This is a genomic window from Polaromonas sp. P1_A2, from assembly GCF_056406895.1.
In genome coordinates, this window is record NZ_JBFTZI010000003.1 from 181,368 (window position 1) to 205,596 (window position 24,229).

At 65.6% G+C, this 24,229-nt stretch carries 22 protein-coding genes; 8 read left to right on the forward strand and 14 right to left on the reverse strand.

Annotation, left to right across the window (positions count from 1 at the left end; genetic code table 11):
* Positions 1-15: 15 nt before the first annotated feature.
* Together kynU and kynA are read left to right on the forward strand one after the other, a co-directional pair.
* Positions 16-1,296 (forward strand): kynureninase, encoded by a 1,281-nt coding sequence (gene kynU / locus AC1D09_RS12935; RefSeq protein WP_477661895.1) that lies wholly within the window; start codon positions 16-18, stop codon positions 1,294-1,296.
* Positions 1,296-2,153: a tryptophan 2,3-dioxygenase gene (gene kynA, locus AC1D09_RS12940; protein ID WP_477661925.1), complete on the forward strand. Its 858-nt coding sequence runs from the start codon at positions 1,296-1,298 to the stop codon at positions 2,151-2,153. Before kynU ends, kynA begins: the two co-directional genes overlap by 1 nt.
* Positions 2,154-2,194: 41 nt before the next feature.
* Here kynA and AC1D09_RS12945 read toward each other — a convergent pair whose 3' ends face one another.
* Positions 2,195-3,118: a GlxA family transcriptional regulator gene (locus tag AC1D09_RS12945; protein ID WP_477661926.1), complete on the reverse strand. Its 924-nt coding sequence runs from the start codon at positions 3,116-3,118 to the stop codon at positions 2,195-2,197.
* An 82-nt stretch (positions 3,119-3,200) separates the two neighbouring features.
* Here AC1D09_RS12945 and AC1D09_RS12950 point away from each other — a divergent pair, with 82 nt between their 5' ends.
* Together AC1D09_RS12950 and AC1D09_RS12955 are read left to right on the forward strand one after the other, a co-directional pair.
* Positions 3,201-3,878, forward strand: coding sequence for a DJ-1/PfpI family protein (locus AC1D09_RS12950; RefSeq protein WP_477661896.1), 678 nt, complete (start codon positions 3,201-3,203; stop codon positions 3,876-3,878).
* A 27-nt stretch (positions 3,879-3,905) separates the two neighbouring features.
* The gene (locus tag AC1D09_RS12955; RefSeq protein WP_477661897.1) at positions 3,906-4,886 is read left to right on the forward strand and encodes a tripartite tricarboxylate transporter substrate-binding protein; all 981 of its coding nucleotides are present in this window, start codon (positions 3,906-3,908) and stop codon (positions 4,884-4,886) included.
* A gap of 272 nt (positions 4,887-5,158) precedes the next feature.
* Here AC1D09_RS12955 and AC1D09_RS12960 read toward each other — a convergent pair whose 3' ends face one another.
* The 3 genes from AC1D09_RS12960 to AC1D09_RS12970 all read right to left on the reverse strand — a co-directional run bounded on the left by AC1D09_RS12960 (position 5,159) and on the right by AC1D09_RS12970 (position 9,771).
* Positions 5,159-6,355, reverse strand: coding sequence for an FAD-dependent monooxygenase (locus AC1D09_RS12960; protein ID WP_477701089.1), 1,197 nt, complete (start codon positions 6,353-6,355; stop codon positions 5,159-5,161).
* Positions 6,355-9,243: an aconitate hydratase gene (locus AC1D09_RS12965; RefSeq protein ID WP_477661899.1), complete on the reverse strand. Its 2,889-nt coding sequence runs from the start codon at positions 9,241-9,243 to the stop codon at positions 6,355-6,357. Before AC1D09_RS12965 ends, AC1D09_RS12960 begins: the two co-directional genes overlap by 1 nt.
* 114 nt (positions 9,244-9,357) lie before the next feature.
* Entirely contained in the window at positions 9,358-9,771 is a 414-nt protein-coding gene (locus AC1D09_RS12970; RefSeq protein ID WP_477661900.1) for a hypothetical protein, read from the reverse strand.
* A 153-nt stretch (positions 9,772-9,924) separates the two neighbouring features.
* Here AC1D09_RS12970 and AC1D09_RS12975 point away from each other — a divergent pair, with 153 nt between their 5' ends.
* Positions 9,925-10,761 (forward strand): helix-turn-helix domain-containing protein, encoded by an 837-nt coding sequence (locus AC1D09_RS12975; RefSeq protein ID WP_477661901.1) that lies wholly within the window; start codon positions 9,925-9,927, stop codon positions 10,759-10,761.
* Between the two features lie 6 nt (positions 10,762-10,767).
* On the opposite strand, the gene AC1D09_RS12980 is transcribed toward AC1D09_RS12975, so the two are convergent.
* From AC1D09_RS12980 to AC1D09_RS12995, 4 genes are all read right to left on the reverse strand, one after another.
* Positions 10,768-11,130: a DUF1428 domain-containing protein gene (locus AC1D09_RS12980; protein ID WP_074577619.1), complete on the reverse strand. Its 363-nt coding sequence runs from the start codon at positions 11,128-11,130 to the stop codon at positions 10,768-10,770.
* Positions 11,131-11,267: 137 nt separating this feature from the next.
* Positions 11,268-12,365 (reverse strand): ABC transporter ATP-binding protein, encoded by a 1,098-nt coding sequence (locus AC1D09_RS12985; RefSeq protein WP_477661902.1) that lies wholly within the window; start codon positions 12,363-12,365, stop codon positions 11,268-11,270.
* A gap of 4 nt (positions 12,366-12,369) precedes the next feature.
* Entirely contained in the window at positions 12,370-13,971 is a 1,602-nt protein-coding gene (locus tag AC1D09_RS12990; RefSeq protein WP_477661903.1) for an ABC transporter permease, read from the reverse strand.
* A gap of 33 nt (positions 13,972-14,004) precedes the next feature.
* Complete coding sequence (locus AC1D09_RS12995; protein ID WP_477661904.1) at positions 14,005-15,033, reverse strand: iron ABC transporter substrate-binding protein; 1,029 nt, start codon at positions 15,031-15,033, stop codon at positions 14,005-14,007.
* 255 nt (positions 15,034-15,288) lie between these two features.
* On the opposite strand from AC1D09_RS12995, the gene AC1D09_RS13000 reads away from it, so the two are divergent.
* Both AC1D09_RS13000 and AC1D09_RS13005 read left to right on the forward strand, forming a co-directional pair.
* A complete protein-coding gene (locus AC1D09_RS13000; protein WP_477661905.1) occupies positions 15,289-15,792 on the forward strand; it encodes a pyridoxamine 5'-phosphate oxidase family protein in 504 nt (167 codons plus the stop codon).
* 50 nt (positions 15,793-15,842) lie between these two features.
* Complete coding sequence (locus AC1D09_RS13005) at positions 15,843-16,226, forward strand: hypothetical protein (protein WP_477661906.1); 384 nt, start codon at positions 15,843-15,845, stop codon at positions 16,224-16,226.
* A gap of 70 nt (positions 16,227-16,296) precedes the next feature.
* Here AC1D09_RS13005 and AC1D09_RS13010 read toward each other — a convergent pair whose 3' ends face one another.
* From AC1D09_RS13010 to AC1D09_RS13035, 6 genes are read right to left on the reverse strand one after another with little or no spacing between them, the layout of a single operon-like run.
* The gene (locus AC1D09_RS13010; protein ID WP_477661907.1) at positions 16,297-16,797 is read right to left on the reverse strand and encodes a BON domain-containing protein; all 501 of its coding nucleotides are present in this window, start codon (positions 16,795-16,797) and stop codon (positions 16,297-16,299) included.
* Positions 16,798-16,834: 37 nt separating this feature from the next.
* Entirely contained in the window at positions 16,835-19,450 is a 2,616-nt protein-coding gene (locus tag AC1D09_RS13015) for a bifunctional aconitate hydratase 2/2-methylisocitrate dehydratase (RefSeq protein WP_477701090.1), read from the reverse strand.
* Between the two features lie 49 nt (positions 19,451-19,499).
* On the reverse strand, positions 19,500-20,156 hold the full coding sequence (locus AC1D09_RS13020) for a hypothetical protein (protein WP_477661909.1): 657 nt from the start codon (positions 20,154-20,156) through the stop codon (positions 19,500-19,502).
* A 33-nt stretch (positions 20,157-20,189) separates the two neighbouring features.
* On the reverse strand, positions 20,190-21,191 hold the full coding sequence (locus AC1D09_RS13025) for an HpcH/HpaI aldolase/citrate lyase family protein (RefSeq protein WP_477661910.1): 1,002 nt from the start codon (positions 21,189-21,191) through the stop codon (positions 20,190-20,192).
* Complete coding sequence (gene tam, locus AC1D09_RS13030; RefSeq protein WP_477661911.1) at positions 21,188-21,973, reverse strand: trans-aconitate 2-methyltransferase; 786 nt, start codon at positions 21,971-21,973, stop codon at positions 21,188-21,190. The genes AC1D09_RS13025 and tam overlap by 4 nt, the downstream gene beginning before the upstream one ends.
* Positions 21,974-22,024: 51 nt before the next feature.
* Positions 22,025-23,011, reverse strand: coding sequence for a malate dehydrogenase (locus AC1D09_RS13035; protein ID WP_007866656.1), 987 nt, complete (start codon positions 23,009-23,011; stop codon positions 22,025-22,027).
* Positions 23,012-23,313: 302 nt separating this feature from the next.
* Here AC1D09_RS13035 and AC1D09_RS13040 point away from each other — a divergent pair, with 302 nt between their 5' ends.
* Positions 23,314-24,111, forward strand: coding sequence for a GntR family transcriptional regulator (locus AC1D09_RS13040; RefSeq protein ID WP_477661912.1), 798 nt, complete (start codon positions 23,314-23,316; stop codon positions 24,109-24,111).
* Positions 24,112-24,229: the final 118 nt, after the last annotated feature.

Consider the following 24,229-nt stretch of genomic DNA (forward strand, 5'->3'; position numbering starts at 1 on the left):
CCAAAAACTTTAGCTATGACCACACTCCAGGACTGCCGCGCCCTTGACGCGCAAGACCCGCTGCGCACGCTGCGCCAACAATTCACGCTGCCCGAAGGCGTGATCTACCTCGACGGCAACTCGCTGGGCGTGCTGCCCGTGACGGCGGCCGCCCGCGTCGCCGAGGCCGTCACGGCCGAATGGGGCCAGGGCCTGATCCGCTCCTGGAACAGCGCCGGCTGGTTCGAGCTGCCGCAGCGACTGGGCAACAAGATCGCCCGACTGGTAGGCGCAGCCCCCGGCGAGGTGGTGGCCACCGACAGCACCTCCATCAACCTCTACAAGGTGCTCAGCGCCGCGCTGCATATCGCGGCCCAGGACGCGCCCGGGCGCAAAGTGATCGTCAGCGAGCGCAGCAACTTCCCGACCGACCTCTACATCGCCGAAGCCCTGTGCCGCGAGCGCGGCTTTCGCCTGCAGCTCGTCGAGCCTGAGGAGATCGCGGCCGCCCTCACCCGCGAAGTGGCCGTGCTGATGCTGACCCATGTGAACTACCGTACCGGCGCCATGCATGACATGGCCGCCGTAACCGCCGCGGCCCATGCCGCCGGCGCGCTCACCGTCTGGGACCTGGCGCACAGCGCAGGCGCCGTGCCGGTGGACCTGAATGCGGCAAACGCCGACTTCTCGATAGGCTGCGGCTACAAATACCTCAACGGCGGCCCCGGCGCGCCGGCCTTTGTCTGGGTCAACCCCAAGCATGCCGACCGCTTCTGGCAGCCGCTGGCCGGCTGGTGGGGCCATGCCGCGCCGTTTGAATTCACGCCCGATTACCGGCCCGCGGCAGGCATCTCGCGCTACCTCTGCGGCACCCAGCCCATCCTGAGCATGACCGCGCTGGAATGCGGCCTGGACACCGTGCTGGCTGCCGAAGCGCTGGGCGGCATGCAGGCCCTGCGCAAAAAATCGCTGGCGCTCACCGACCTGTTTATCCGGCTCGTCGAAGAACGCTGCGCAGGCCACGGCCTGGGCCTGGCCACGCCGCGCGAACATGCCCAGCGCGGCTCGCAAGTCTGCCTCACAAGAACTGAGGGCGCGTATGCCATCGTGCAAGCGCTGATTGCACGCGGCGTGATCGGCGACTTCCGCGCCGGTGACAGCGGCGCCAGCAAGCACCTGGACATCCTGCGCTTCGGCTTCACCCCGCTCTACATCGGTTTTGAAGACGTGTGGAACGCCGTTGAGCATTTGAAGCAGGTGCTCGAAACCAGCGAATGGAAAAAAGCCGAGTTCAACCAGAAGCACGCGGTCACATGATGAATACCCACAGCAAACCCCAAGCCCCTGAAGACATCGTGCGCGACGAAAAAGCGCAGCTCGACTTCAGCAAGTCCATGAGCTACGGCGACTATTTGCAGCTGGACGCCATCCTGGGCGCGCAGAAACCGCTCTCGCCCGACCACAACGAGATGCTGTTCATCATCCAGCACCAGACCAGCGAACTCTGGATGAAGCTGATGCTGCACGAGCTGCGCGCCGCGATCGCCAACGTCGCGAACGACGAGCTGGGCGGCGCCTTCAAGATGCTGGCGCGCGTGAGCCGCATCATGGAGCAGCTGGTGCATGCCTGGGACGTGCTGGCCACCATGACCCCGCCCGAGTACAGCGCCATACGCCCCTACCTCGCCAACTCCAGCGGCTTCCAGAGTGCGCAGTACCGCTGCATCGAATTCGCCCTCGGCAACAAAAACGCAGCCATGCTCAAGCCCCATGCCCACAGGCCCGACCTGCTGGCGCAAGTGCAAGCGGCTTACGAAGCCCCTTCGCTCTACGACGAAGCCCTGCGCCTGCTGGCCCGCCGCGGCCTGGCCGTGCCGGCCAGCCACACGCAGCGCGACTGGACCCAGGGCTACGCGGAAAGCGAGGCCGTCGAGCAAGCCTGGCTGGTGGTGTACCGCGACCCGAAAAAATACTGGGACCTTTACCAGCTGGGCGAAGAGCTCACCGACCTGGAGGATGCTTTCAGGCTCTGGCGCTTCCGGCACGTCACGACCGTGGAGCGCGTGATCGGGTTCAAGCGTGGCACGGGTGGGACGGGTGGAGTGAGCTACCTGCGCAAGATGCTGGACGTGGTTTTGTTTCCGGAAATCTGGAAACTACGCACTGACTTATAAGCGCACCGTGGTCCGAACGGTAGGCAACGGGGCTTTGGTGATCAGCAAGCGCCGCTGGCGCGGTTGCGCACTGCGGCCGCCGTCCCGGAAATACCCCGGGTCGGTCTGGTATGCCTTTGGACTTCCTTGCCCGACAGGCGCCCCGAGCTGGCGAGGATTTCCGCCTGTTCACGCCGCAGGCTGTTGAGTGCGGCGATGGGGCCCATGCCGAAGCTTTCCGCAAACTTGCGCTGAAAAGTGCGCCGGGACATATTGCATATATCCGCCATCGCGTCGACGGACCAGTCGTGGTCGAGCCGGGCCTGCAACAACTCGATCAACTGGCGGAAGGGCGCAGCGGCCCTATCCTGAATCCTCAGGGCCTGGCTGTACTGGCGCTGATCGCCGTCCCTGCGTAAATAGACAAGCAGCCGCCGCGCGACACGCTGCGAGATATCGGCGCTATGGTCGCGCTCGATCAGGGCCAGCGCGAGGTCGATGCCGGCCGTAACACCCGCCGTGGTCCAGTACTTGCCGCTTTCGCAGTAAATCTTGTCGTCATTGACCTTAAGGTCCGGGAAGTCCCGCTGCAACCTCCCGGCAGATCGCCAGTGGGTGGTGACCTCCCGGCCGCTCAACAGCCCGGCGGCGGCGAGCAGAAAGGCCCCCGTGCAAACGCTGCAGGTTCTGCGCGTGGACGGGTCTCTTTCCCGCAGCCAGTTGACCAGTTGAAGATCGGCACATGCGGCATGGACACCGCCGCCACCCGGCACCACCAGCGCATCGATAGTCAATGCCGCGGCAGCCCCCAGAGCATGGTCCACATGGATTTTCAGTGCGCCATCGGCGCTCGTGACGGCGTCCTTCTGTGCCACGGTGGCCAGGCGATACACGGGAACGCCCACCTCTTCATTGGCCGTGGCAAATGCCTGCCACGGTCCGGCCAGGTCAATGGGCTGGAAGCCGTCGAACAAAAGAAAGGCCACGCATTTTGGCGCACATTCGCCCGCTTTTGGCGCTGTCCCCGCGGCACTCGGCCTTACCTTCAGCGTCTTAAGGAGCGTGTTCATGAAAGTTAATATTATTCTCTTCAATGCCCTGACACAACTTGATTTGACAGGGCCTTTTGAAGTCCTGGCACGTGTGCCGGGAGTGCAGGTCGAGCTCGTGGGGAAGTCACTGGAGCCGGTCCGCTCGGACCGCGGCCTCACGCTGGTACCCACCACGACCATCGCAAACGCAGCGCCCTGCGACCTGCTGGTGGTGCCGGGGGGGCCTGGAACCGACGACGCCCTACTGGATGCCGAGTGGGTTGGTTTCACCCGCAGGCAGGCACAGTCGGCGAAGTACATCTTCGGCATCTGCACGGGCTCGCTGCTGCTCGGCGCCGCGGGCCTTCTCAAGGGCAAGCGAAGCACCTGCCACTGGCAGGCCATTGATTTTCTGCCGGCGTTCGGCGCCATCGTCACCCGGGAGCGTATGTGTGTGGACGGGAATATCTTCACCGCGGGCGGCGTGACATCCGGCATCGACATGGCCTTGAAGGTCGTCGCCATGCTGAGGGGAGACGAAGCGGCCAAGCAAATCCAGCTCCAGATCGAATACGACCCCAAGCCGCCCTTTCCAGGTGGCACACCCTTGACATCGGAGCCGGCCATCGTTGAAAAATGCCTGGCGGCGACGCAGGCGCGGCGGGCCCTGCGGGCCTCGGCCGTCGGCTATGCGGCCCTGCGCATGCCAGCTTGAAAAGCATCGCTAACCCTGGAGAAACCTATGAGCAAAAAAATGTTTTCACTGCTTGTGTGGGCCTTGCTGGCATGCGGTATGGGCGCGCAGGCACAAGGTGTTTATCCCTCGAAACCGGTGACATTGATTGTTCCCTATCCCGCGGGAGGTCCCATGGACAAGCTCGCGCGGGAGCTTGCCTTGCCGCTGGAAAAGCAGCTGGGGCAGCCCGTCATCATCCAGAACCTGTCGGGCGCCGGAGGCAACCTGGGCAGTGTCGTTGCCTTGCGTGCGCCTGCGGACGGCTATACCCTGCTGCTGAACCATATCGGGATGGCGACAGCCCCCGCGCTGTACCGCCGCCTCGGTTTCAGCCCGGAAACGGATTTCGAACCTTTGGGCATCATGGCTGAATCGCCGCTGATGCTGGTTACGCGCCCACAGATCGCCGCGGGCTCAGCGGTTGAACTGGTGCGGTGGATAGCCACGCAACCACAGGTCAAGCTGGCCAACGGCGGCATCGGGTCGGCATCGCACCTGTGCGGCCTGCTGCTGCAGTCTTCGCTGGGCATCGGCATGACCACCGTTCCGTATCGCGGGACCGCCCCGGCATTGGCGGATTTGCTGGGAGGCCATGTAGACCTGATGTGCGATCTGACGGCCAATGTGCTTCCCCATGTATTTAGCGGAAAGACCAGGCCCGTCGGCGTGACATCGGCCAAGCCGCTCAACGTTCCCGGCGCCTCGGCGATCCCGACACTCGAGAAATTCGGGATTCCCTCCGTCCGGGTGGGTGTCTGGTACGGCTTGTATGCGCCGAAGAACACGCCTCAGGCGGTGCAAACCAGGGTCAACAGCGCATTGCTGGCCGCAATCCAGACGGACGCCTTCAAAAAGGCGCAACTCGCTTCAGGAATCGATGTGGTTCGAGACGCACGCAACACGCCAGCGGGCCATCGCGAATACCTGCGCAGTGAAATTGCCCGCTGGACGCCGGTGATCAAGGCGGCAGGGGCCTACGCGGACTAGGGCCTGTTAACGCTATTTATGCAAGATGCGTTGCGAGTCAAAAAGGCCTTGAGCAAGGCGCAAAACGCAGGCGGGGCAGACCCCGTCAAGGCTTTGCAGCGCCGCGCAAGGCCTTTTTGATCGCAACCCGGAGGGAATGGGGTGAAAACGGCGCCACTCTGCGTTGTGCTCCTAGCGCAGACGCCCGGTCTGGGCGTCGTCGCACGCCTTGATTGGCGCCGTTTTCACCCCATTCGCATTTGCATAAATAGCGTTAACAGGCCCTAAGGCCGTCAGGACTGCGCGCTTGCGGCTCCATACAACCAGGGCAAATCCAGCAGCTTCTCCCCCAGCATCTTCATCGCCAAATCCCGCCCCCACCGAACCACGCCATCGGCATGGAAGATCTGCCCGTTGCGCAGCGCCCTCGCCTGCACGCGCGCATTGCGCTGCCAGCGGTTAAGCGCATAGCGCTGCAGCATGGTGGGCACGTCCAGGGCCGGGTCCAATGCCTGGGCCAGGGCGCGGCCCAGTTCAGCGGCGTCTTCAATCGCCATGCCGGCGCCTTGGGCCAGGTAGGGGCGCATGGGATGGGCAGCATCGCCCAGCAAGGCCACACGGCCCACGGCGTGCTGGTGGGCGCCCTGCATGGGCGCGCGGTCGTGCAGCACCCAGAGGCGCCAGCCTTCAATCGCGCCCATCACTTCGCGCAGGGCGGCGCAACAGCCGGCCGTCGCGGCGGCCAGGTCGGCGGCGTTGGCGCTGTGGTCCCAGAGGTCGGCTTCAGCCGCGACCTCGCCGTGCACGATGGCCACCACGTTGAGTGATTCGCCGCCGCGCACCGGGTACTGCACCACGTGCATGCGCGGCCCGAGCCAGGCGGTGACCTGCTGGCTCCTGAGCAGCTCGGGCAGGTCCGCCTGCCGCACCAGTGCGCGATAGGCCAGGTGGCCGGTGCGGCGCGGCAGGCCGTCACCCAGCAATTCCTGGCGCACCGTGCTCCACAGGCCGTCGGCGCCTATGAGGGCGTCGCCCTCAATGCCGGGGCCGTCGTCGGCCTGCACCGTGACGGCTTGCGCGGTCTGGCTGAAGGATTGCAGCGGCCGGCTCAGGTGCAGCCTGACGTCGGCGTTTTGCTGCACGGCCTCCAGCAGCAGGCGGTGCAGATCGGCGCGGTGCAAGGTGGCATAGGGCGCACCATAGCGCTGGGCAATGGTGGCACCCAGCGGCAACTCGCCCAGCACCTGGCCTGAAATGGCGCTGCGCACCTGCAGGCGTTCAGGAAACGCGGCCACGATCTGCAGGGCGCCGGCCAAGCCCCAGCCCTGCAGCACCTTGACCACATTGGGACCCAGCTGGATGCCGGCGCCGACTTCACTGAACGCGTTGGCGCGTTCAAACAGGCGCACATCCCAGCCGGCACGCGAGGCCGCGAGCGCCGCCGCCAGTCCGCCGATGCCGCCGCCGGCTATCAGGGCTTGCCTGAACATCAAGCCAGCAACTGCCGCAACACAAAAGGCAGGATGCCGCCGTTGCGGTAGTAGTCGACCTCGATGGGCGTGTCCACGCGCAGGATCACGGTGACCTCCTCGCGCGAGCCGTCGGCGCGCGTGATGACCAGCTTGGCCTCGCTTTGCGGCTTGAGCTCGGGGTGCGGGATCACGTCTATGACTTCGGTGCCGGTGAGCTTGAGGGTTTGCCACGATTCGCCCGGCTTGAACTGCAGGGGCAGCACGCCCATGCCCACCAGGTTGCTGCGGTGTATGCGCTCGAAGCTGCGCGCGACCACGGCCTTGATACCCAGCAACTGCGTGCCCTTGGCGGCCCAGTCGCGCGACGAGCCGGTGCCGTATTCCTCGCCGGCAAAAATCACCGTGGGCGTGCCCTGCGCCATGTACTTCATGGCGGCGTCATAAATAAACATCTTCTCGCCGCCGGGCTGGAACAGCGTCACGCCGCCCTCTTCGCGCGAGCCGTCGGCGCCGGGCGGGATCATCAGGTTCTTGATGCGCACATTGGCAAACGTGCCGCGCATCATCACGTCGTGGTTGCCGCGGCGCGCGCCGTAGCTGTTGAAGTCAGCCTTCTGCACGCCGTTGGCCTGCAGCCACAGGCCTGCAGGCGAACTGGCCTTGATGGAGCCGGCCGGAGAGATATGGTCGGTCGTGATGGAGTCGGCAAACAGCGCCATGATGCGCGCGCCCTTGACGTCGACGCTACCGGCCTTGCCGGCATCCATCGCGAAGTCCTTGAAGAAAGGCGGCTCGGCGATATAGGTGCTGGCGGGCCAGGTGTAGGACGTGCCCTTGACGCCCTTGATGTTTTCCCAGAGCTTGCCGGGCTCGGTTTTCACCTTGGCGTAATTGGCGCGGAAGGCCTTGCCGTTCATCGCGTACTTCATGAGCTTGTAGATCTCATCGCTGCTCGGCCAGATGTCGCCGAGGTAGACGTCCTTGCCCCCCTTGCCCTTGCCGACGGGCTCGGTCATCAGGTCGCGCATCACCGTGCCGGCAATCGCGTACGCCACCACCAGCGGCGGGCTGGCCAGGAAGTTGGCCTTGAGGTTGGGGTGTATGCGCGCCTCGAAGTTGCGGTTACCCGAGAGCACGGCCGCGCAAACCAGGTCGCTTTTGGTGATGGCTTCGTTGAGTTCGGGCGTCAGGTCGCCGGCATTGCCTATGCAAGTGGTGCAGCCGTAGCCGGCCAATGCAAAGCCCAGCTTTTCAAGGTAGGGCAGCAAACCGGTTTCCGTGAGGTACTCGGTCACGATGCGCGAGCCGGGCGCCAGCGAGGTCTTGATGTGCGGCTGCACCTTGAGGCCCGCCTCCACCGCCTTCTTGGCCAGCAGGCCGGCGGCCAGCAGCACGCTGGGGTTGGAGGTGTTGGTGCAACTGGTGATGGCGGCGATCAACACGTCGCCGTTGCCCACCGTGACGCCAGGCGGCGAATGCACCACCTCGGTCTGTGCCGTGGCCGGTGCGTCGGTGGTGTTGCTGGCGCGGGCGTGGGCCAGCGTGGGCCGGTTGCCTTCCATCTCGACCACGGCGCGCGCGGCGCCCGCCGGTGTGGGCGGCGCGGCCGGCAGGGTGTCCTGGCGGCCTTCATCGGTGCGGCGCACCAGGTGGCGTGTGTTCAGCATGGCCGGCGGCTGGTTGAAACCATTCTCGGCAATCGGCTTGCTGAACAGCGACTTGAACTGGCCGGCGACGTTGCCGAGCTCGATGCGGTCCTGCGGGCGCTTGGGGCCGGCCAGGCTGGGCGTGACGTCGCCCAGGTCCAGCTTGACCACATGCGAGTAGTCGATCTCGCCGGCTTTCGCCACGCCGAACAGGCCCTGGGCCTTGAAGTAGGCCTCGAAGGCTTCGATCTCTTCCTTGGTGCGGCCCGTGCCCTTGAAGTAGTCAATGGTTTTTTCGTCGACCGGAAAGAAGCCCATTGTGGCGCCGTATTCGGGCGCCATATTGCCTATGGTGGCGCGGTCGGGCAAGGCCAGCGTGCGTGTGCCTTCGCCGAAGAACTCAACAAACTTGCCGACCACCTTTTCCTTGCGCAGCTGCTCCGTCACGCGCAGCACCAGGTCGGTGGCAGTGACGCCTTCGCGCAGGCGGCCGGTCAGCTCAAAGCCGACCACGTCGGGCGTGAGGAAGTAGACCGGCTGGCCCAGCATGGCGGCCTCGGCCTCGATGCCGCCCACGCCCCAGGCGACCACGCCAATGCCGTTGATCATGGTGGTGTGGCTGTCGGTGCCCACCAGCGAGTCGGGGTAATAAACGCCGCCCGCCGTCTTATGCACGCCGCGCGCCAGGTATTCGAGGTTGACCTGGTGCACGATGCCGAAGCCCGGCGGCACGACGCCGAAGGTGTCGAAGGCCTGCATGCCCCACTTCATGAACTCGTAGCGCTCGCGGTTGCGCTGGAACTCGAGCTTCATGTTGAGGTCCAGCGAATTTTTCTTGCCGTAGTAGTCGACCATGATGGAGTGGTCCACCACCAGGTCCACCGGCACCAGCGGCTCTATGGCTTTCGGGTTCTTGCCCAGCTTGAGCGCCACGCTGCGCATGGCGGCCAAGTCGGCCAGCAGCGGCACGCCGGTGAAATCCTGCAGCACCACGCGCGAGACTACAAAAGGGATTTCCTCGCTGCGCTCGGCCCTGGGCAGCCAGTTGGCGAGCTGGCCCACGTGCTCAGCCGTGACTTTTTTGCCGTCGCAGTTGCGCAGCACCGATTCGAGCACGATGCGCATGGACACCGGCAGGCGGGTGACTTTGGGAAATTGTTTGGCCAGTTCCGGCAGGGAGTAGAACTTGCCGGTCTTGCCGGAGGCGGTCTTGAAGCTTTTGAGCGTGGAGGGAAAAGCGTGGGGAGGCGGTTTGGCCATGGCGGACTCCTTTTTATTGACGGCAGCCCCCATTCTGGCAGGCACTGCGGCCCCGTGGGGGGCCGAGCCCGCATATCCTGCCCGCCTGCCCAGTCTTGCGCCTTCTTCTTTTTCTTACCAGGCCGGTTGCGGCGCCGCGCGGCGCAGGCCGAAGTACTGCAGCTCGGCCAGCACCGCCACCGTCAGCGCCTGGACCACCACATAAGCCGCGCCCAGCATGGAAGGCGACACCCGGCCACTGGCCAGCAGCAGCACGCAGCCCAACGCCCAGCCCATATTGCCCGCCACCAATACCCAGACGATGGGCCGCGGCAAGGGCTTACGCGTTGAAACAAAAACGACGACCGCGGCGTAGACCAGCAGGAATTCGCCGGTGTAGGCCAGCAAACCCTCGGGCAGGTTCAGCAAACGGGCCATCGCCGCCGGAAAGGCGACCTGCAATACGCCGCAGGCAATGCAGGACAGCGCGTCCACACGCAGCACGTTGCGCAGGAAGTTGGGGGAAGACAGCATGGAACTCGAAAACATGGCAAAACTCCTGATGCGGCAGCCGGTGATGTGAATCAGCGCGCCGGGCCGCCGGGTCGGTGCGCATGGAGGCCATCATTCCCGGACCCCGGCCGACCGTCGATAACCTGGCAGGTAATGGAAAACCGGCCACCTGCCTTTACGATGAGGGCCATGACCGCCAGCACCCACTCCCCAAGCCGCCAGGCGCCGCGCAGCGCGCCCCAGCCCTTTGGCGACCACCTGCGCCACTGGCGCCAGCACCGGCGCCTGAGCCAGCTGGACCTGGCCCATGAGGCCGACATCTCGACGCGCCACCTGAGTTTTGTGGAAACCGGCCGCTCGGTGCCCAGCCGCGAGATGGTGCTGCGGCTGTCGGAGCGGCTGGACATTCCGCTGCGCGAACGCAATGCGCTGCTGGTGGCGGCCGGTTATGCGCCCATGTACCGCGAGCGCCCGCTGGACGACCCTGCCCTGGCCTCGGCCCGGCAGGCCGTGGAGCTGCTGCTCAAAAGCCACGAACCCTACCCGGCCCTGGCGGTGGACAGGCACTGGAACCTGGTGGCCGCCAACCGCATGGTGCCGCACCTGATGGAGGGCGCCGACGCCTCGCTGCTGGAGGGACCGGTGAATGTGCTCAGGCTGAGCCTGCACCCCAAGGGCCTGGCGCCGCGCATCGCCAACCTGCCGCAGTGGCGCACGCATATCTTTGAGCGCCTGCGCCAGCAGATTGCGGCGACTGCAGACCCGTTGCTGGAGGCCTTGCTGGAAGAGCTCAAGGCCTATCCCATGCCTGAGGAAGCGAAAAGCGAACACCTCGAAGGCGAGCACCCGGGCGTGGTCATGCCCTTTTTGTTCCGCACACCCGCCGGCATGCTGAGCTTCATCAGCACCACCACCATCTTCGGCACACCCGTGGACGTGACGCTGCAGGAACTCGCGATGGAGACTTTTTTCCCGGCGGACGATTTCACGCGCCAGGCGTTGCTGGCGCTGGCCGCGCAGGCCTAGCGACGGTCAGAGTTCGACGATGGTTTTGAAGCCGCCCCAGATCATGCGTTTGCCGTCGAAGGGCAGGTTCTTCGGGTCCATCATGGCTTCCAGGCGCGGGTCGGACATGACTTTTTTATTGACGCTGTCGCGGTGCTTGCGTGACTTGTAGGTGATCCAGGAAAACACCACCACCTCGCCGGCCTTGAGCTTGACGCTTTGCGGGAAGGACGTGAGCTTGCCGGGCTGCACATCGTCGGCGAGGCACTCGGTGTATTCGATCGCGCCGTACTCCTTCCAGATCTTGCCGGCCTTGCGGGACAGCTTGCGGTAGTCCTCCACTTTCTTGGCGGGGACGGCAACAATGAATCCATCAACATAACGGGCCATGGGGAAATCTCCTGGTTAAAGGGCTTGCTGACATATTGTGTACGCCGTACACAATATAGCCAAAAACAGGCATTCCCTCTGCGGAAAAAGTAACAAAGCTTGTTGGCCCCGGCGGGTGGGCGCCCTCGGCGCCGGCCTCAGGCGCCGAAAACATGGGCCTGGCCGGCCACCGTGATGCGCACCATGGCGCCCAGCGCCGGCGCATGCATGCTCGCGCTGTGCACCAGCAGCGGTTCATCCCAGGCGGCCGAGGGTGCCGGCGCCGTGGCGGCCGGGCCGGTGCCGCGCACCAGGCGTACCGACAGCACGCACACCGAGCCGCCGAAATCGGTGTCAGTGACCGCGCCGTAGCAGGCATCCCCACGCGCCGCCGCTTCGGCGGGCACTTCGGCCACCTGCAGTTGCTCGGGCCGCAGCATGATTTGCGCCGTGCCCCGGCGACCGCTGTCGTTGACGGCGACGCGCCCCAGCGCGCAGTCGGCCCAGCCGCCGGCCAGTTGCGCGGGCAGCACGATGCTGTCACCCAGGAAGCCGGCCACGGCCGCATCGCGCGGCCGCAAATACAAATCAAGCGGACGGCCGGCCTGCACCAGCAGCCCCCCGCGCATTACCGCCACCTGGTCGGCAAACGAGAGCGCCTCCGCCTGGTCGTGCGTGACGAGGATGGTGGTGATGCCCGCCGCGCCCAGCAGCTGCGCCACCGCCTTGCGGGTGCTGGCGCGCAGGCCGGTGTCGAGTGCCGAGAAAGGCTCGTCCAGCAGCATCAACCGCGGCCGCTGCGCCAGCGCGCGCGCCAGCGCCACGCGCTGCTGCTGGCCGCCCGAGAGCTCGTGCGGGCGGCGCGCCAGCATGGCGCTGTCCAGCGCGACCATGTCCATCAGCTCGGCAATGCGTTCGGCGCGCCTGGGTGTATTGCGCGGCAGGCCGAAGCCGACATTGCCCTCAATCGTGAGATGCGGAAACAGCGCGCCGTCCTGCGGCACATAACCTATGCCGCGCTCGTGCGCGGGCACGGCCTCAGGCCCATTGGCCAGTTGCCGGCCGCCCAGGGTGACACGGCCCGCGTCGGGCGCTTCAAAGCCGGCGATGATGCGCAGCAGCGTGGTCTTGCCCGAGCCCGAGGGGCCGACGATGGCGGTGCGGCTGCCGGGCGCGACGCTCAGGTCCACGCCACCCAGCGCCTGCACGGCGCCGTAGTGTTTGCGTATGGCTTGCAATTCCAGGGAAGTCGTCATCGCGTCATCGTCCCGCCGTGCGTTTGGATTGTTGGTAAAGCAGCCAGGTCATGGGCAAGGAGAGCAGCACCATGATGAGCGCATAGGGCGCGGCGGCCGCATAGTCGATCTCGCTGCTGTAGGCCCAGAAGGAGGTCGCCAGCGTGCGCGTGCCGTTGGGCGCGAGCATCAGTGTGGCGGTGAGTTCGTTGGTGATGCCCAGGCCCACCAGCGCCGCGCCGGCCGCGGCACTGGGCGCGGCCAGCCGCAGGGTGACGGCCCACAGCGCCTGCGCGGGCGTGCGGCCCAGGCTGCGCGCGGCCTGCTCGAGCTCCACCGGTGCCTGCGCGATGCCGGCGCGCAGGCTGATCAGGGCGCGCGGCAAAAACATCAGCAAATAGGCCAGCAGCACCGTCAGCGCCGTCTGGTAAATCGGCAGGCGCACGGTCACGGTGACCAGCGCCAGCGCCACCACCACGCCGGGCAGCGAGCCTACCATGTAATTGCAGGCCTCCAGCACGCGCTGCAGCCGGCCCGGCGAGCGTATCGACAGCCAGGCCATGGGCACGGCGGCCACGGTGGTCAGCAGTGCGCCGGCCAACGCAAGGCCCAGGGTTTGCAACAGCGACGGACCGAGTTCATCGAAACGCCAGACGGCCGCGCCGCCCGCCAGCAGCCAGCGCCCCAGCGTGAACAGCGGCACGCCCAGGGCCAGCAGGCTGAGCAGCGCGGGCAGCAGCAGGCTCAAGCCGGCCAAGCGGCCCAGCTTGCGCTTGGATGGCATGCGCGCCGCGCCCGTGCCCACACGCGCATAACGCTCCTTGCCGCGCGCGGCCGCTTCCAGCCCCAGCAGCGCGAAACAGCAGACCACCAGCACGCCCGAAAGCATGTTGGCCGCGGGCCCGTTGTAGGTGGACTGGAACTGGTCGACGATGGCGGTGGTGAAGGTGTCGAAGCGGATCATCACGTACAGGCCGTACTCGGCCAGCAAGTGCAGCCCCACCAGCAGCGAACCGCCGCACACCGCAAGGCGCAGCTGCGGCAGCACCACACGAAAGAACACGGCCCAGGGGCCCAGGCCCAGCGAGGCGGCGCTGTCTTCCATGCCCGGGTCCAGCCGCCGCAGGGCCGCGGCCACCGGCAAATACAGAAACGGGAAATAGGCAATCAAGGAAACCATCACACCGGCTGGCAGGCCGTGCAGGCCGGGCGCCACCGTCATCCAGGCGTAGCTGTGCACAAACGCCGGGACCGCCAGCGGCGCGACCAGCAGCCAGGCCCAGGTGCGCGCGCCGGGCAGGTCGCTGCGCTCGGTGAGCCAGGCCAGCGCCACCGCCAGCACCGCGCACAGCGGCACCGTGAGCACCACCAGCAGCGCGGTATTGACCAGCAGCTCACCGACGCGGGGCCGGAAGATCAGGGCCGAGGCCGTCTCCCAGCCGGTCTGGACACCGACCCAGAGCACAAAACCCAGCGGCAGCAAGGCCAGCAGCGACACCACCAGGGCCGCGCCGCCCACCCAGGACAGGCGCCAGCCGCCGCGGCCGGCCGCCGGCGCGGGCAGCAGCACCGCAACCGCCGGCTTCAGGGCGGCATCGGCGCCGGCATCAAGGGGCAAGGCACTCACGGGAAGTGTCCGGTCGGCGGACTCAAAAACGGTTTACAGCAGGCCGGCCTGGGTCATCAGGTCGGTGACTTTTTTGCTGTTGAGCTTGGAGGGCTCGACCTTGGGCGCCTGCAGCTCGGCCAGCGGCACCAGCTTGGGGTTGGACTGCGCGCCCGTGCCGACGGCGTACTCATAGGCATCGCCGGTCTTCAGGATGTCCTGGCCGCCCTTGCCGGCGATCCATTTCACAAAGGCCTGGGCTTCGGGCTGGTGCTTGCTCGAGGCCAGCACGCCGCCGCCGGAAATGCTCACAAAAGCGCCGGCATCCTGGTTGCGGAAATAGTGCAGCTGGGTGTTGTTGCTGTTCTCGCCGGTCTTGGCCTGGTCGCCGTAGTAGTAATAGTGGTAAATGACGCCGCCCTCGATCTGGCCGGCATTGACGGCCTTGAGCACCGTGCCGTTGCCCTTGTAAGGCGTGGCGTTTTCCTTCATGGCCTTGAGCCAGGCGGCGGTGGCGGCCTCGCCCTTGAGCTCAAGCAACGCGCTCACGATGGCCTGGAAGTCGGCGCCCGAGGGCGACGCGGCCCAGCGGCCCTTCCACGCGGGCGTGGCCAGGTCCAGCATGGACTTGGGCAACTGGGCCGGCGTGAGTTTGGCCTTGTTGTAGACAAACACGGTGCTGCGCGCGGCGATGCCTATCCAGCGGCCGTGCGCGGGGCGAAAGTTGGCGGGCACTTCAGACAAGGTGGCCGCGTCCAGCGGGGCAAACAGCCCGACGCTGTCGACCAGCGCCATGGCGGGCGAGTTCTCGGTCAGGAACACGTCGGCGGGCGATGCGGCGCCCTCCTGCACGATCTGGTTGCCCAGCTCGGTGTCGCTGCCGTTGCGCAGCGTGACCTTGATGCCGGTTTCCTTGCTGAAGGCATCGGCCCAGGCCTTGGTCAGGCTGGCGTGCTGCGCGTTGTAGACCACGATGCCTTCCGGCGTGGGCTTGACGCCCTGGGCGGTGGCGGCCAGGGGCGCTGCCAGCAGGCCGGCGGCCAGCGTGGCGGCGGCGGCAAGGGATGGGAGGGACAATTTCATGAAACACCTTTAGGGATGGAAAACGGCAAGCGCTGCGGGCGAGCCACGCCTGTAAGCCTACCGTAATACAAATGCGAATTACTTGCATCTGTATGGTAACCGCTTCCACAGCCCCGGGCATGTCTGGCGGGTAAACCTGCGCGTACTGTGAGGCTGTGGGCCCGCGCTGACAGGCGGCCGCGACCGAGGCTGATGCGCCAGCCCCGCATGCGGGCCTAGCATCAGCCAGATACCCGCATTTTGGAGGGAATTCCCATGACCACACCCAAATCCGACCACGACACCCTGTGGGAGCTGATCCAGGGCATACGCTTCGGCATGCTGACGCACCGCCACGCCAACGGCATGCTGCACGCCCATCCGCTGACCACCCAGAACCAGTCGCTGGATGAGGATGCGCGGCTGTATTTCTTCATCTCGCGCAAAAGCGAACTGACGCAGCGCCTGCAGCAGGACGGCAATGTCAATGTGTCTTATGCCGACCCCGGCGAGGACAGCTATGTGTCGCTGTCGGGCCAGGCGCTGATCGCCGAGGACCAGGACAAAAAAGAGGAGCTCTGGTCACCGCTGGCCCGCAGCTGGTTTCCCGCCGGCGTCTACGACCCGGACCTGGCTTTGCTCGAAGTGCGCGTCCACCACGCCGAATACTGGGACGTGAAGGAAAGCAAGATGGTGCAGTTGTACAAGATGGCCAAGGCGGCCATCACGGGCGAGCTGCCGCGCAAGCTGGGCGAGCACAAAGAACTGCACATTTCCTGAGAATCTCTTTCCAAGCCCTCTCAAAACAGCTACCCCCACCGGCCCACACCATGTCCTTTATCTCCTTCAATAAAGCCACCGAACCGACCGCCCCGGACGACCTGCGCATCAACACCGCCGCCGTGCTGTATGTGGAGGCCTCTCGTCCCGACCTGGTCGGCCAGACCACCATCCACATGCTGGGCCAAGGCACCACGGTCAATGCCGTCACCGAGTCGATAGGCACGGTGGTCTCTTCCATAGGCGGGCTGGTGGCGGTCAAACGCCATTACCTGGCGCCCCCGCCCGACGACGGTGCAAGCACGGTCTATGTGTTGCCGGCCAATGTCAGCCACACGCGCCCCAACCTGCCGCTGGCGCCAGAGTTCTGGTACTTGAAATTTGTCGATGGTTCGGAATTGCGGGTGGCGGACCCGCTGCCGCCGGGGCTATAGCCTCCCTCAATGAAAAAAGCCCCGCAAGAAACCGCGGGGCTTTTTTGCATGCGCACGGGGCAATCGCACTTCACTTCTTTTCAGCCTGCACCGGTACATAGCGCACGGGCTCATCGCCCACACGCAGATAGTTCACAACCCCCATCACGTCGTCGACCAGCCAGACAGCTTTCTCCAGCGCCTCAGACTGCTCGCGCGTCTTGACGCAGCCTTTGAGAAACACCAGCCGCCGCTCGCCCTGCACCCAGACGCTGGTGTCGTCAAAACGGCCGTCGAGCTTGATGTATTGCGAGACGCGCGGAATGATCTCCTGGTCGTACCAATACGAGTTGGCCAGGCGGCAGCGGCCCACACGGTAGCAGCTGCCGCCGTGCTGCGCCCGCACATGCGCCACATCGCGCACTTCCTGCTCGGTGTAGAGCGGCCCCTCAGGCACCGGGCACTGGGCGATGGCCGAGGTGACCTGCACAAAGGGGTCGTTGAAGGCGTTGGTGCGTGCCTCCTGGGCGCCCGCACCCGTGGCCGACGAAAGCGCAAAAAAAAGGAAGGAAAGAAGTGACGGTTTCATCATCACTTCATCCTTCCATTTCAGCTTGCGGGTGTCAAGCTCAGGCGGTGACGCCGTCCTTCACGGTATCGGCCATGTCGGTGTAGTCCTTGACCTGGTCGAAGTTGAGGTACTGGTAGACCTGCGCGCTGGCAGCCGTCAGCACGCCCATGTCGGCCATGTACTCGGCCTTGGTGGGGATGCGGCCCAGCTTGGAGCAGATCGCGGCCAGCTCGGCGGAGCCGAGGTAGACGTTGGAGTTCTTGCCCAGGCGGTTCGGGAAGTTGCGGGTGGAGGTGGAGAACACCGTCGCGCCCTCCTTCACCTGCGCCTGGTTGCCCATGCACAGGCTGCAGCCCGGCATTTCCATGCGCGCGCCGGCAGAGCCCAGCACGCCGTAATGGCCTTCTTCCGTGAGCTGCTTGGCATCCATCTTGGTCGGCGGCGCCATCCACAGCTTGACCGGGATGTCGCGCTTGTTTTCCAGCAGCTTGGAAGCCGCCCGGAAGTGGCCGATGTTGGTCATGCAGCTGCCGATGAAGACTTCATCAATCTTGCTGCCGGCCACGTCGGCCAGGCTCTTCACGTCGTCGGGGTCGTTGGGGCAAGCCACGATGGGTTCGTGGATGTCGGCCAGGTCGATCTCGATGACGGCGGCGTATTCGGCGTCCGCATCGGCCTTGAGCAGCTGCGGGTCGGCCAGCCAGGCTTCCATGGCGGCGATGCGGCGCTTGATGGTGCGCACATCCGAATAACCCGTGGCGATCATCCACTTCAGCATCGTGATGTTGCTGTTGATGTACTCGATGATGGGTTCCTTGTTCAGGTGCACCGTGCAGCCGCCGGCGGAGCGCTCGGCCGAGGCGTCGCTGAGCTCGAAGGCCTGCTCCACCTTGAGGTCGGGCAGTCCTTCGATTTCCAGGATGCGGCCCGAGAAGATGTTCTTCTTGCCCTGCTTGGCGACCGTGAGCAGGCCGGCCTTGATGGCGTAGAGCGGGATCGCGTTGACCAGGTCGCGCAGCGTGATGCCGGGCTGCATCTTGCCCTTGAAGCGCACCAGCACGGATTCAGGCATGTCCAGCGGCATGACGCCGGTGGCGGCGCCGAAAGCCACCAGGCCGGAGCCCGCGGGGAAGCTGATGCCGATGGGGAAGCGCGTGTGGCTGTCGCCGCCGGTGCCCACGGTGTCGGGCAGCAGCATGCGGTTGAGCCAGCTGTGGATGATGCCGTCGCCGGGACGCAGCGAAATGCCGCCGCGCGTGCTGATGAACTCGGGCAACTCGTGGTGCATCTTCACGTCGACGGGCTTGGGATAAGCCGCCGTGTGGCAGAAGGACTGCATGACCAGGTCGGAGCTGAAGCCCAGGCAGGCCAGGTCTTTCAGTTCGTCGCGGGTCATGGGGCCGGTGGTGTCCTGCGAGCCGACCGAAGTCATCTTGGGCTCGCAGTAGGTGCCGGGGCGCACGCCCTGGCCTTCCGGCAGGCCGACCGCACGGCCGACCATTTTTTGCGCCAGCGTGAAGCCGCGGCCGTTGTCTTCGGGGCTGACGGGCAGGCGGAACTGCGTGGACAGCGGCAGGCCCAGCGCGAAGCGCGCCTTGGCCGTGAGGCCGCGGCCGACGATCAGCGGAATGCGGCCACCGGCGCGCACTTCGTCGAACAGCACGTCGCTCTTGAGCTTGAACTCGGCGATCACCTTGCCGTCTTTGAGCGCCTTGCCTTCGTAGGGACGCAGCTCGATCACGTCGCCCATCTCCATCTGGCTCACGTCGAGCTCAATCGGCAGCGCGCCGGAGTCTTCCATGGTGTTGTAAAAAATCGGGGCGATCTTGCCGCCCAGGCAGACGCCGCCGAAGCGCTTGTTGGGCACGTAGGGAATGTCTTCGCCGGTCCACCAGAGCACGGAGTTGGTCGCGGACTTGCGCGAGGAGCCGGTGCCGACCACATCGCCGACGTAGGCCACGAGATTGCCCTTGCCCTTGAGTTCTTCAATGAACTTGACCGGGCCGCGCTTGCCGTCTTCCTCGGGCGTGACGCCGGGCCGCGCGTTCTTGTGCATCGCCAGGGCGTGCAGCGGGATGTCGGGACGGCTCCAGGCGTCGGGCGCGGGCGAGAGGTCGTCGGTGTTGATCTCGCCGGCCACCTTGAAGACGGTCAGCTTGATGGACTGAGGCACTTCGGGGCGGCTGGTGAACCATTCGGCATCGGCCCAGCTTTGCAGCACGGCCTTGGCGTATTTGTTGCCCTTCTCGGCCTTTTCCTGCACGTCGTGGAACTGGTCGAACATCAGCAAGGTGTTTTTCAGGCCGCTGGCGGCCTGGGTGGCGACGCTGTCCTCGGCATCGTCGAGCAGCGCGACCATGGGGCTGATGTTGTAGCCGCCCAGCATGGTGCCCAGCAGCTGCGTGGCTTTTTCACGCGAGATCAGCGCGCATTTTTCCGTGCCGTGGGCCACGGCCGCCAGGTAGCTGGCCTTGACCTTGGCGGCGTCGTCGACACCTGCCGGCACGCGGTGGGTGATGAGTTCGACCAGGAAAGCTTCTTCGCCCTTGGGCGGGTTCTTCAGCAGTTCGATGACTTCGCCGGTCTGCTTGGCGGACAGCGGCAGCGGCGGGATGCCGATGGCCGCGCGCTCGGCGACGTGGTTGCGGTAGGTTTGCAAGAACTCGGATGACATGCTGGTTTCTCCTGTAATCGAAATCGTGGTGTGTAAAGAGCGGGTTTGTTTATTTGGCGGCCGAGGCGGCTTGCGCAGCGGCGGCGGCCGGCGCATCGGAAACAACAGGTGCGGCGGCGGCAGAGGCCGCGGCGACGGCCGGCTTGGGCGCATCCAGCACGCTGGCGGGCGGGTTCAGCTTGATGGCTTCGGCCACCGCCAGCTGCGCCGGGCTCATGCACTCGTCGGCCAGGCGCACGCCCAGCTTCTGGTTCATCAGCATGGATTTATTCGCCAGTTGCAGCCAGACGGCGCCGGCCTTCTGGTCTTCCAGGCGGATCGCGCCGGTGGTGGTGGCCACGGGGAACATGCGGTACTTGAAGTTCTTGCCGCTGACATTGAAATAGCCGGGCGCCTTCGGATCGGCCGTGAGGTCGACCGCCGCACCCAGTTCGCAGGGCAGCTTGCCCACATGCACACGCTCGGCGATGGCCAGTTCGGCCGGCGTCAGCGCGGCTTCGGCGGCCTCAATGCCGGCGGCCACGTTCTTGGCGGCGCTCTTGAGGTTGGTGCGGCTGGACGGGTTGACGACGGGCTGCTTCTTGGCGGCGGGTTTTGCTGCGGGCTTGGCGGCCGCGTCAGTCTGGGCCAGGGAAAAACCGGAAGCGGCCAGCAAAACAGCGGCGGCCAGTGCGTGGACAACAGAGGGGGTATGGAGTTTTTGCATGGGGCTTTCGTACAGTGATGAGGGGGTGAACGTTCAGTGAAACGCGGTCTTGAAATAAGCTTGCGCCTCGGGGGGAAGCGCCCGGCCGGTCTGGTGCGCGCGCTCCAGGACCTGCCAGAAGTAACGGTAACTCGCGCGGTCGTGCAGCTTGCCTTCAAAGCTGGTGGGTGCCCAGTCGGCGCGGGCGGCGGCGGTGATGATTTTGGCGGCGTCCTCAATCTCGCCTTCGCCCGGCGCGAAGGCCTCCAGGATGGGACGGATCTGGTTCGGATGGATGCTCCACATCCGGGTGTAGCCCAGTTCGCGGGCGGCATGGCGTGCGGCGGCGGTCATGGCTTCAATATCGTTGAATTCCGTGACAACACAATGCGAAGGCACTTTGCCGTGGGCATGGCAGGCCGCGGCGATCTCCAGCTTGGCGCGCAGCACCAGCGGATGCGTGAACTGGCCCCGGCTGCTCATGCCGGCCGCAGGAATCGCGCCCGCATGGGCCGACACAAAATCCATGAGCCCGAAGCTCAGCGACTGCACGCGCGGGTGCGCCGCAATGTCAAAGGCGTTACGCACCGCCAGCGGCGACTCGATCAGCACATGCAGGGGCAGGTTGCCGGCGCCGGCGGCCAGCAGCGCCTCTTCGGCGCGCAGCACGTCGGCCAGCGATTCGACCTTGGGCACCATGATGTGCGAGAGATGGCGCGCCAGCTTGCCGGCGATCACCGCCATGTCGGCCTCAAAAGCCGGGTGGCCGACCGCATGCACGCGCACAGCGACGCGGGCCTTGTCGCCGGCCAGGGCCGCCAGCGCCACCACCATGGCCGCGTGCTCGGCCTCGCCGCCCACGGGGGCGCCGTCTTCACAGTCCAGCGTCACGTCGAACACGCAGGCGCCGAACTCCTCGATCATCTCGGCCTGCAGCTGCAAGCTTTTGCGCATGCGCACTTCCACGCCGCTGTAGTGGTCGCAGACCGGCAAAATCATGGCGCCGGCCTGGGCGCCCAGCAGCACTTGCGCGGGATGAACGGCGGTGGCGCTCATGGTTTGCGCTGCGCGACGATAAACATGCGCGGGAAAGCTAAAAGCAGCTTGCCATCGATGCGCGCAGGGTAAGCCTTGGCAACGCGCCGCTCGTACTCGGCGAGGTAACTCGCTTGTAATTCAGGCGGAAGGCGGTCGACAAATGGCTTGAGGCCGGTTGCGCGCACCCATTCCACGATCGCCGCGGCCGAAGCCATGGGGTGCTGGTAGGCCGTGCGCCAGACATCGACATGCGCGGCTTTGTCGGCCAGCAGGTCGTAGTAGCGGTCTATGGAAAAGAGATCGGTGCGCAGCTTGGAATAGTCGCCTATGGCTTCGGCCCAGGGCGCCTCGGCCGCCAGCTCGCGCATCAGGCGGTGCGTGGGCTCGTCGCGGTTGTCGGGCATCTGGATGGCCAGCGCGCCGCCGGGCGCCAGCGCCGCGAACAGCCGCGGGATCAGTGTGGCGTGGTCGGGCACCCATTGCAGGGCCGCATTCGCGTAAATCAGCTGGGGCGCGGCATCGCCGGAAGCAGGCTGCCAATCGGCGATATCACTCAACTCAAAACGCGCGGCCGGCAAACGCTTGCGCGCGCTGGCCAGCATGGCTTCGGAATTGTCGGTGCCCGTGACCGTGGCGCCCGGAAAGCGGCGGACCAGCAACTCGGTGGAGTTGCCCGGCCCGCAGCCCAGGTCGAACACCGTGACCGCCTGCGCCAGCGGAACCCGCGCCAGCAGCTCCTGGGCCGGGCGCGTGCGCTCGTCCTCATAGCGGCTGTAGAGTGCGGGGTTCCAGTCGCTCATGAGGGGCGGCGGTGGCGTGCGGGCAAGGTGCTGGGCGGCCTCAGTACTGGTTTACAGCAGGTGCTTGACGCCGTCCTGCTCGCCCTTGAGTTCGTCCAGGGTCTTGGTGATGCGTTCCTGGCTGAAGGCGTCGATTTCCAGGCCTTCGACCAGCTTGTACTCGCCGTTCTCGCAGGTCACGGGGAAGCCGAACATGATGTCCTTGGGAATGCCGTACTGGCCATCCGAGGGGATGCCCATGGTGACCCACTTGCCGTTGGTGCCCAGCGCCCAGTCGCGCATGTGGTCGATCGCGGCGTTGGCGGCCGATGCGGCCGAGGACAGGCCGCGCGCCTCAATGATCGCGGCACCGCGCTTGCCGACGGTGGGCAGGAACACGTTGGCGTTCCATTCCTGGTCGTTGATCATCTTGGCGACGCTTTCGCCCTTGATGGTGGCGAAGCGGTAGTCGGCGTACATCGTGGGCGAGTGGTTGCCCCAGACGGTGAGTTTTTCAATGTCGGCCACGGGCTTGCCGGTCTTGGCGGCGATCTGGCTGGCGGCGCGGTTGTGGTCCAGGCGCAGCATGGCGGTGAAGTTCTTGCGCGGCAGGTCGGGCGCGCTCTTCATGGCGATGTAGGCGTTGGTGTTGGCGGGGTTGCCGACCACCAGCACCTTGACGTTGCGGCTGGCGACGGCATTGAGGGCCTTGCCCTGCGCCGTGAAGATGGCGCCATTGACGGCCAGCAGTTCGGCGCGTTCCATGCCGGGGCCGCGCGGGCGCGAACCGACCAGCAGCGCGTAGTCGGCATCCTTGAAGGCCGTCATCGGGTCGCTGTGGGCTTCCATGCCGACGAGCAGCGGGAAGGCGCAGTCGTCGAGTTCCATCATCACGCCCTTGAGCGCTTTTTGCGGGCCTTCAACAGGCACTTCGAGCAGTTGCAGAATGACGGGCTGGTCCTTGCCGAGCATTTCGCCGGAGGCAATGCGAAACAGCAGTGCGTAACCGATTTGGCCAGCTGCACCGGTGACTGCAACACGGACGGGTTTTTTGCTCATGATCGAGGGCTCCAGGAAAGTTAAGAATCGGTTGATGAGGGGTGTGATGTGAGATGTCTGGCGCGAGCCTGGGATATTCAGGGATGGTTTGGCGGGGTCTCACCCCTCAAAATCACCGCAAAACGGCAGGCCATGCACTGGCTCAGCCCAAGATTTTACGCTTGAAAAGTGACAGGCGTCAATTTGTCTTATGTCTTATATAAGATATGATTCGGGCTTGATTCGGAGTTTATTTCCCGGGATGCCGCGCGCCCGCCGCGGCGTCGCCGCAACCTGCTGTTAACCGCCGCCAAACTGCTGCCATGGCCATCAATACGTCCTCATTGACCGATCCCGCCGCCCTCGCTGGCGATGCAGGCGCGGCGGCGGGCGTGGCGCCGGCCTTCAGCCCGCTGTACCAGCAGATCAAGGTGCTGATCCTGCAAAGCCTGCAGGCCGGCGAATGGAAGCCCGGCGAGGCCATCCCCAGCGAGATGGACCTGGCCGCGCGCTTTCGCGTGAGCCAGGGCACGGTGCGTAAGGCGATCGACGAATTGGCCGCCGAAAACCTGGTGGTGCGCCGCCAGGGCAAGGGCACCTTTGTGGCCACGCATGCCGAGCAGCATGTGCAGTACCGCTTCCTTCGCCTCATGCCCGACAGCGGCGACGCCAACAGCGAAGGCCCGGCCGAGCGGCAGATCATCGATTGCAAGCGCCTGCGCGCGCCCGCCGACATCGCGCGCCCGCTGTCGCTGCGCACCGGCGACGCCGTGCTGCAGCTGCGCCGCGTGCTGGCCTTCCAGGGCACGCCGACCATTCTCGAAGACGTCTGGCTGCCCGGCGGCCCCTTCAAGGGGCTGACCGCCGAGCGGCTGGCCACCCACCGCGGTCCGATGTACGCATTATTTGAAACCGAGTTTGGCGTGCGCATGGTGCGCGCCGAGGAAAAAATCCGCGCCGTCGCGGCCGATGAAGCATCCGCAACGCTGCTCGGTGTGCCGGTGGGCGGGCCGCTGCTCAGCGTGGAACGCACCGCCTTTACCTACAACGACCTGCCCATGGAATTGCGCCGGGGCCTGTACCGCACCGACACCCATCACTACAAAAACGACCTTAGTTGACGGGATTCATCAAGAAGCTGCAAACGTTTGTAAGCTTATTGTTGCGTTGCAATAGAATTCGGCTGTTTAGCTGTAATTGCACGCCCGGTTACCAACCAGTTACACCCCACGAAAGCCT

What these genes read in the sequence shown, in the direction of transcription:
- tam (WP_477661911.1), bottom strand. Translation starts at nt 21,973, where the DNA reads ATGAGCGACTGGAACCCCGCACTCTACAGCCGCTATGAGGACGAGCGC.
- AC1D09_RS12970 (WP_477661900.1), bottom strand. Translation starts at nt 9,771, where the DNA reads ATGTTTTCGAGTTCCATGCTGTCTTCCCCCAACTTCCTGCGCAACGTG.
- AC1D09_RS12950 (WP_477661896.1), top strand. Translation starts at nt 3,201, where the DNA reads ATGAAAGTTAATATTATTCTCTTCAATGCCCTGACACAACTTGATTTG.
- AC1D09_RS12975 (WP_477661901.1), top strand. Translation starts at nt 9,925, where the DNA reads ATGACCGCCAGCACCCACTCCCCAAGCCGCCAGGCGCCGCGCAGCGCG.
- kynU (WP_477661895.1), top strand. Translation starts at nt 16, where the DNA reads ATGACCACACTCCAGGACTGCCGCGCCCTTGACGCGCAAGACCCGCTG.
- AC1D09_RS12980 (WP_074577619.1), bottom strand. Translation starts at nt 11,130, where the DNA reads ATGGCCCGTTATGTTGATGGATTCATTGTTGCCGTCCCCGCCAAGAAA.
- AC1D09_RS13040 (WP_477661912.1), top strand. Translation starts at nt 23,314, where the DNA reads ATGGCCATCAATACGTCCTCATTGACCGATCCCGCCGCCCTCGCTGGC.
- AC1D09_RS13020 (WP_477661909.1), bottom strand. Translation starts at nt 20,156, where the DNA reads ATGCAAAAACTCCATACCCCCTCTGTTGTCCACGCACTGGCCGCCGCT.
- AC1D09_RS13000 (WP_477661905.1), top strand. Translation starts at nt 15,289, where the DNA reads ATGACCACACCCAAATCCGACCACGACACCCTGTGGGAGCTGATCCAG.
- AC1D09_RS12965 (WP_477661899.1), bottom strand. Translation starts at nt 9,243, where the DNA reads ATGGCCAAACCGCCTCCCCACGCTTTTCCCTCCACGCTCAAAAGCTTC.
- AC1D09_RS13025 (WP_477661910.1), bottom strand. Translation starts at nt 21,191, where the DNA reads ATGAGCGCCACCGCCGTTCATCCCGCGCAAGTGCTGCTGGGCGCCCAG.
- AC1D09_RS13015 (WP_477701090.1), bottom strand. Translation starts at nt 19,450, where the DNA reads ATGTCATCCGAGTTCTTGCAAACCTACCGCAACCACGTCGCCGAGCGC.
- AC1D09_RS12995 (WP_477661904.1), bottom strand. Translation starts at nt 15,033, where the DNA reads ATGAAATTGTCCCTCCCATCCCTTGCCGCCGCCGCCACGCTGGCCGCC.
- kynA (WP_477661925.1), top strand. Translation starts at nt 1,296, where the DNA reads ATGAATACCCACAGCAAACCCCAAGCCCCTGAAGACATCGTGCGCGAC.
- AC1D09_RS13035 (WP_007866656.1), bottom strand. Translation starts at nt 23,011, where the DNA reads ATGAGCAAAAAACCCGTCCGTGTTGCAGTCACCGGTGCAGCTGGCCAA.
- AC1D09_RS12955 (WP_477661897.1), top strand. Translation starts at nt 3,906, where the DNA reads ATGAGCAAAAAAATGTTTTCACTGCTTGTGTGGGCCTTGCTGGCATGC.
- AC1D09_RS12985 (WP_477661902.1), bottom strand. Translation starts at nt 12,365, where the DNA reads ATGACGACTTCCCTGGAATTGCAAGCCATACGCAAACACTACGGCGCC.
- AC1D09_RS13005 (WP_477661906.1), top strand. Translation starts at nt 15,843, where the DNA reads ATGTCCTTTATCTCCTTCAATAAAGCCACCGAACCGACCGCCCCGGAC.
- AC1D09_RS13010 (WP_477661907.1), bottom strand. Translation starts at nt 16,797, where the DNA reads ATGATGAAACCGTCACTTCTTTCCTTCCTTTTTTTTGCGCTTTCGTCG.
- AC1D09_RS12960 (WP_477701089.1), bottom strand. Translation starts at nt 6,355, where the DNA reads ATGTTCAGGCAAGCCCTGATAGCCGGCGGCGGCATCGGCGGACTGGCG.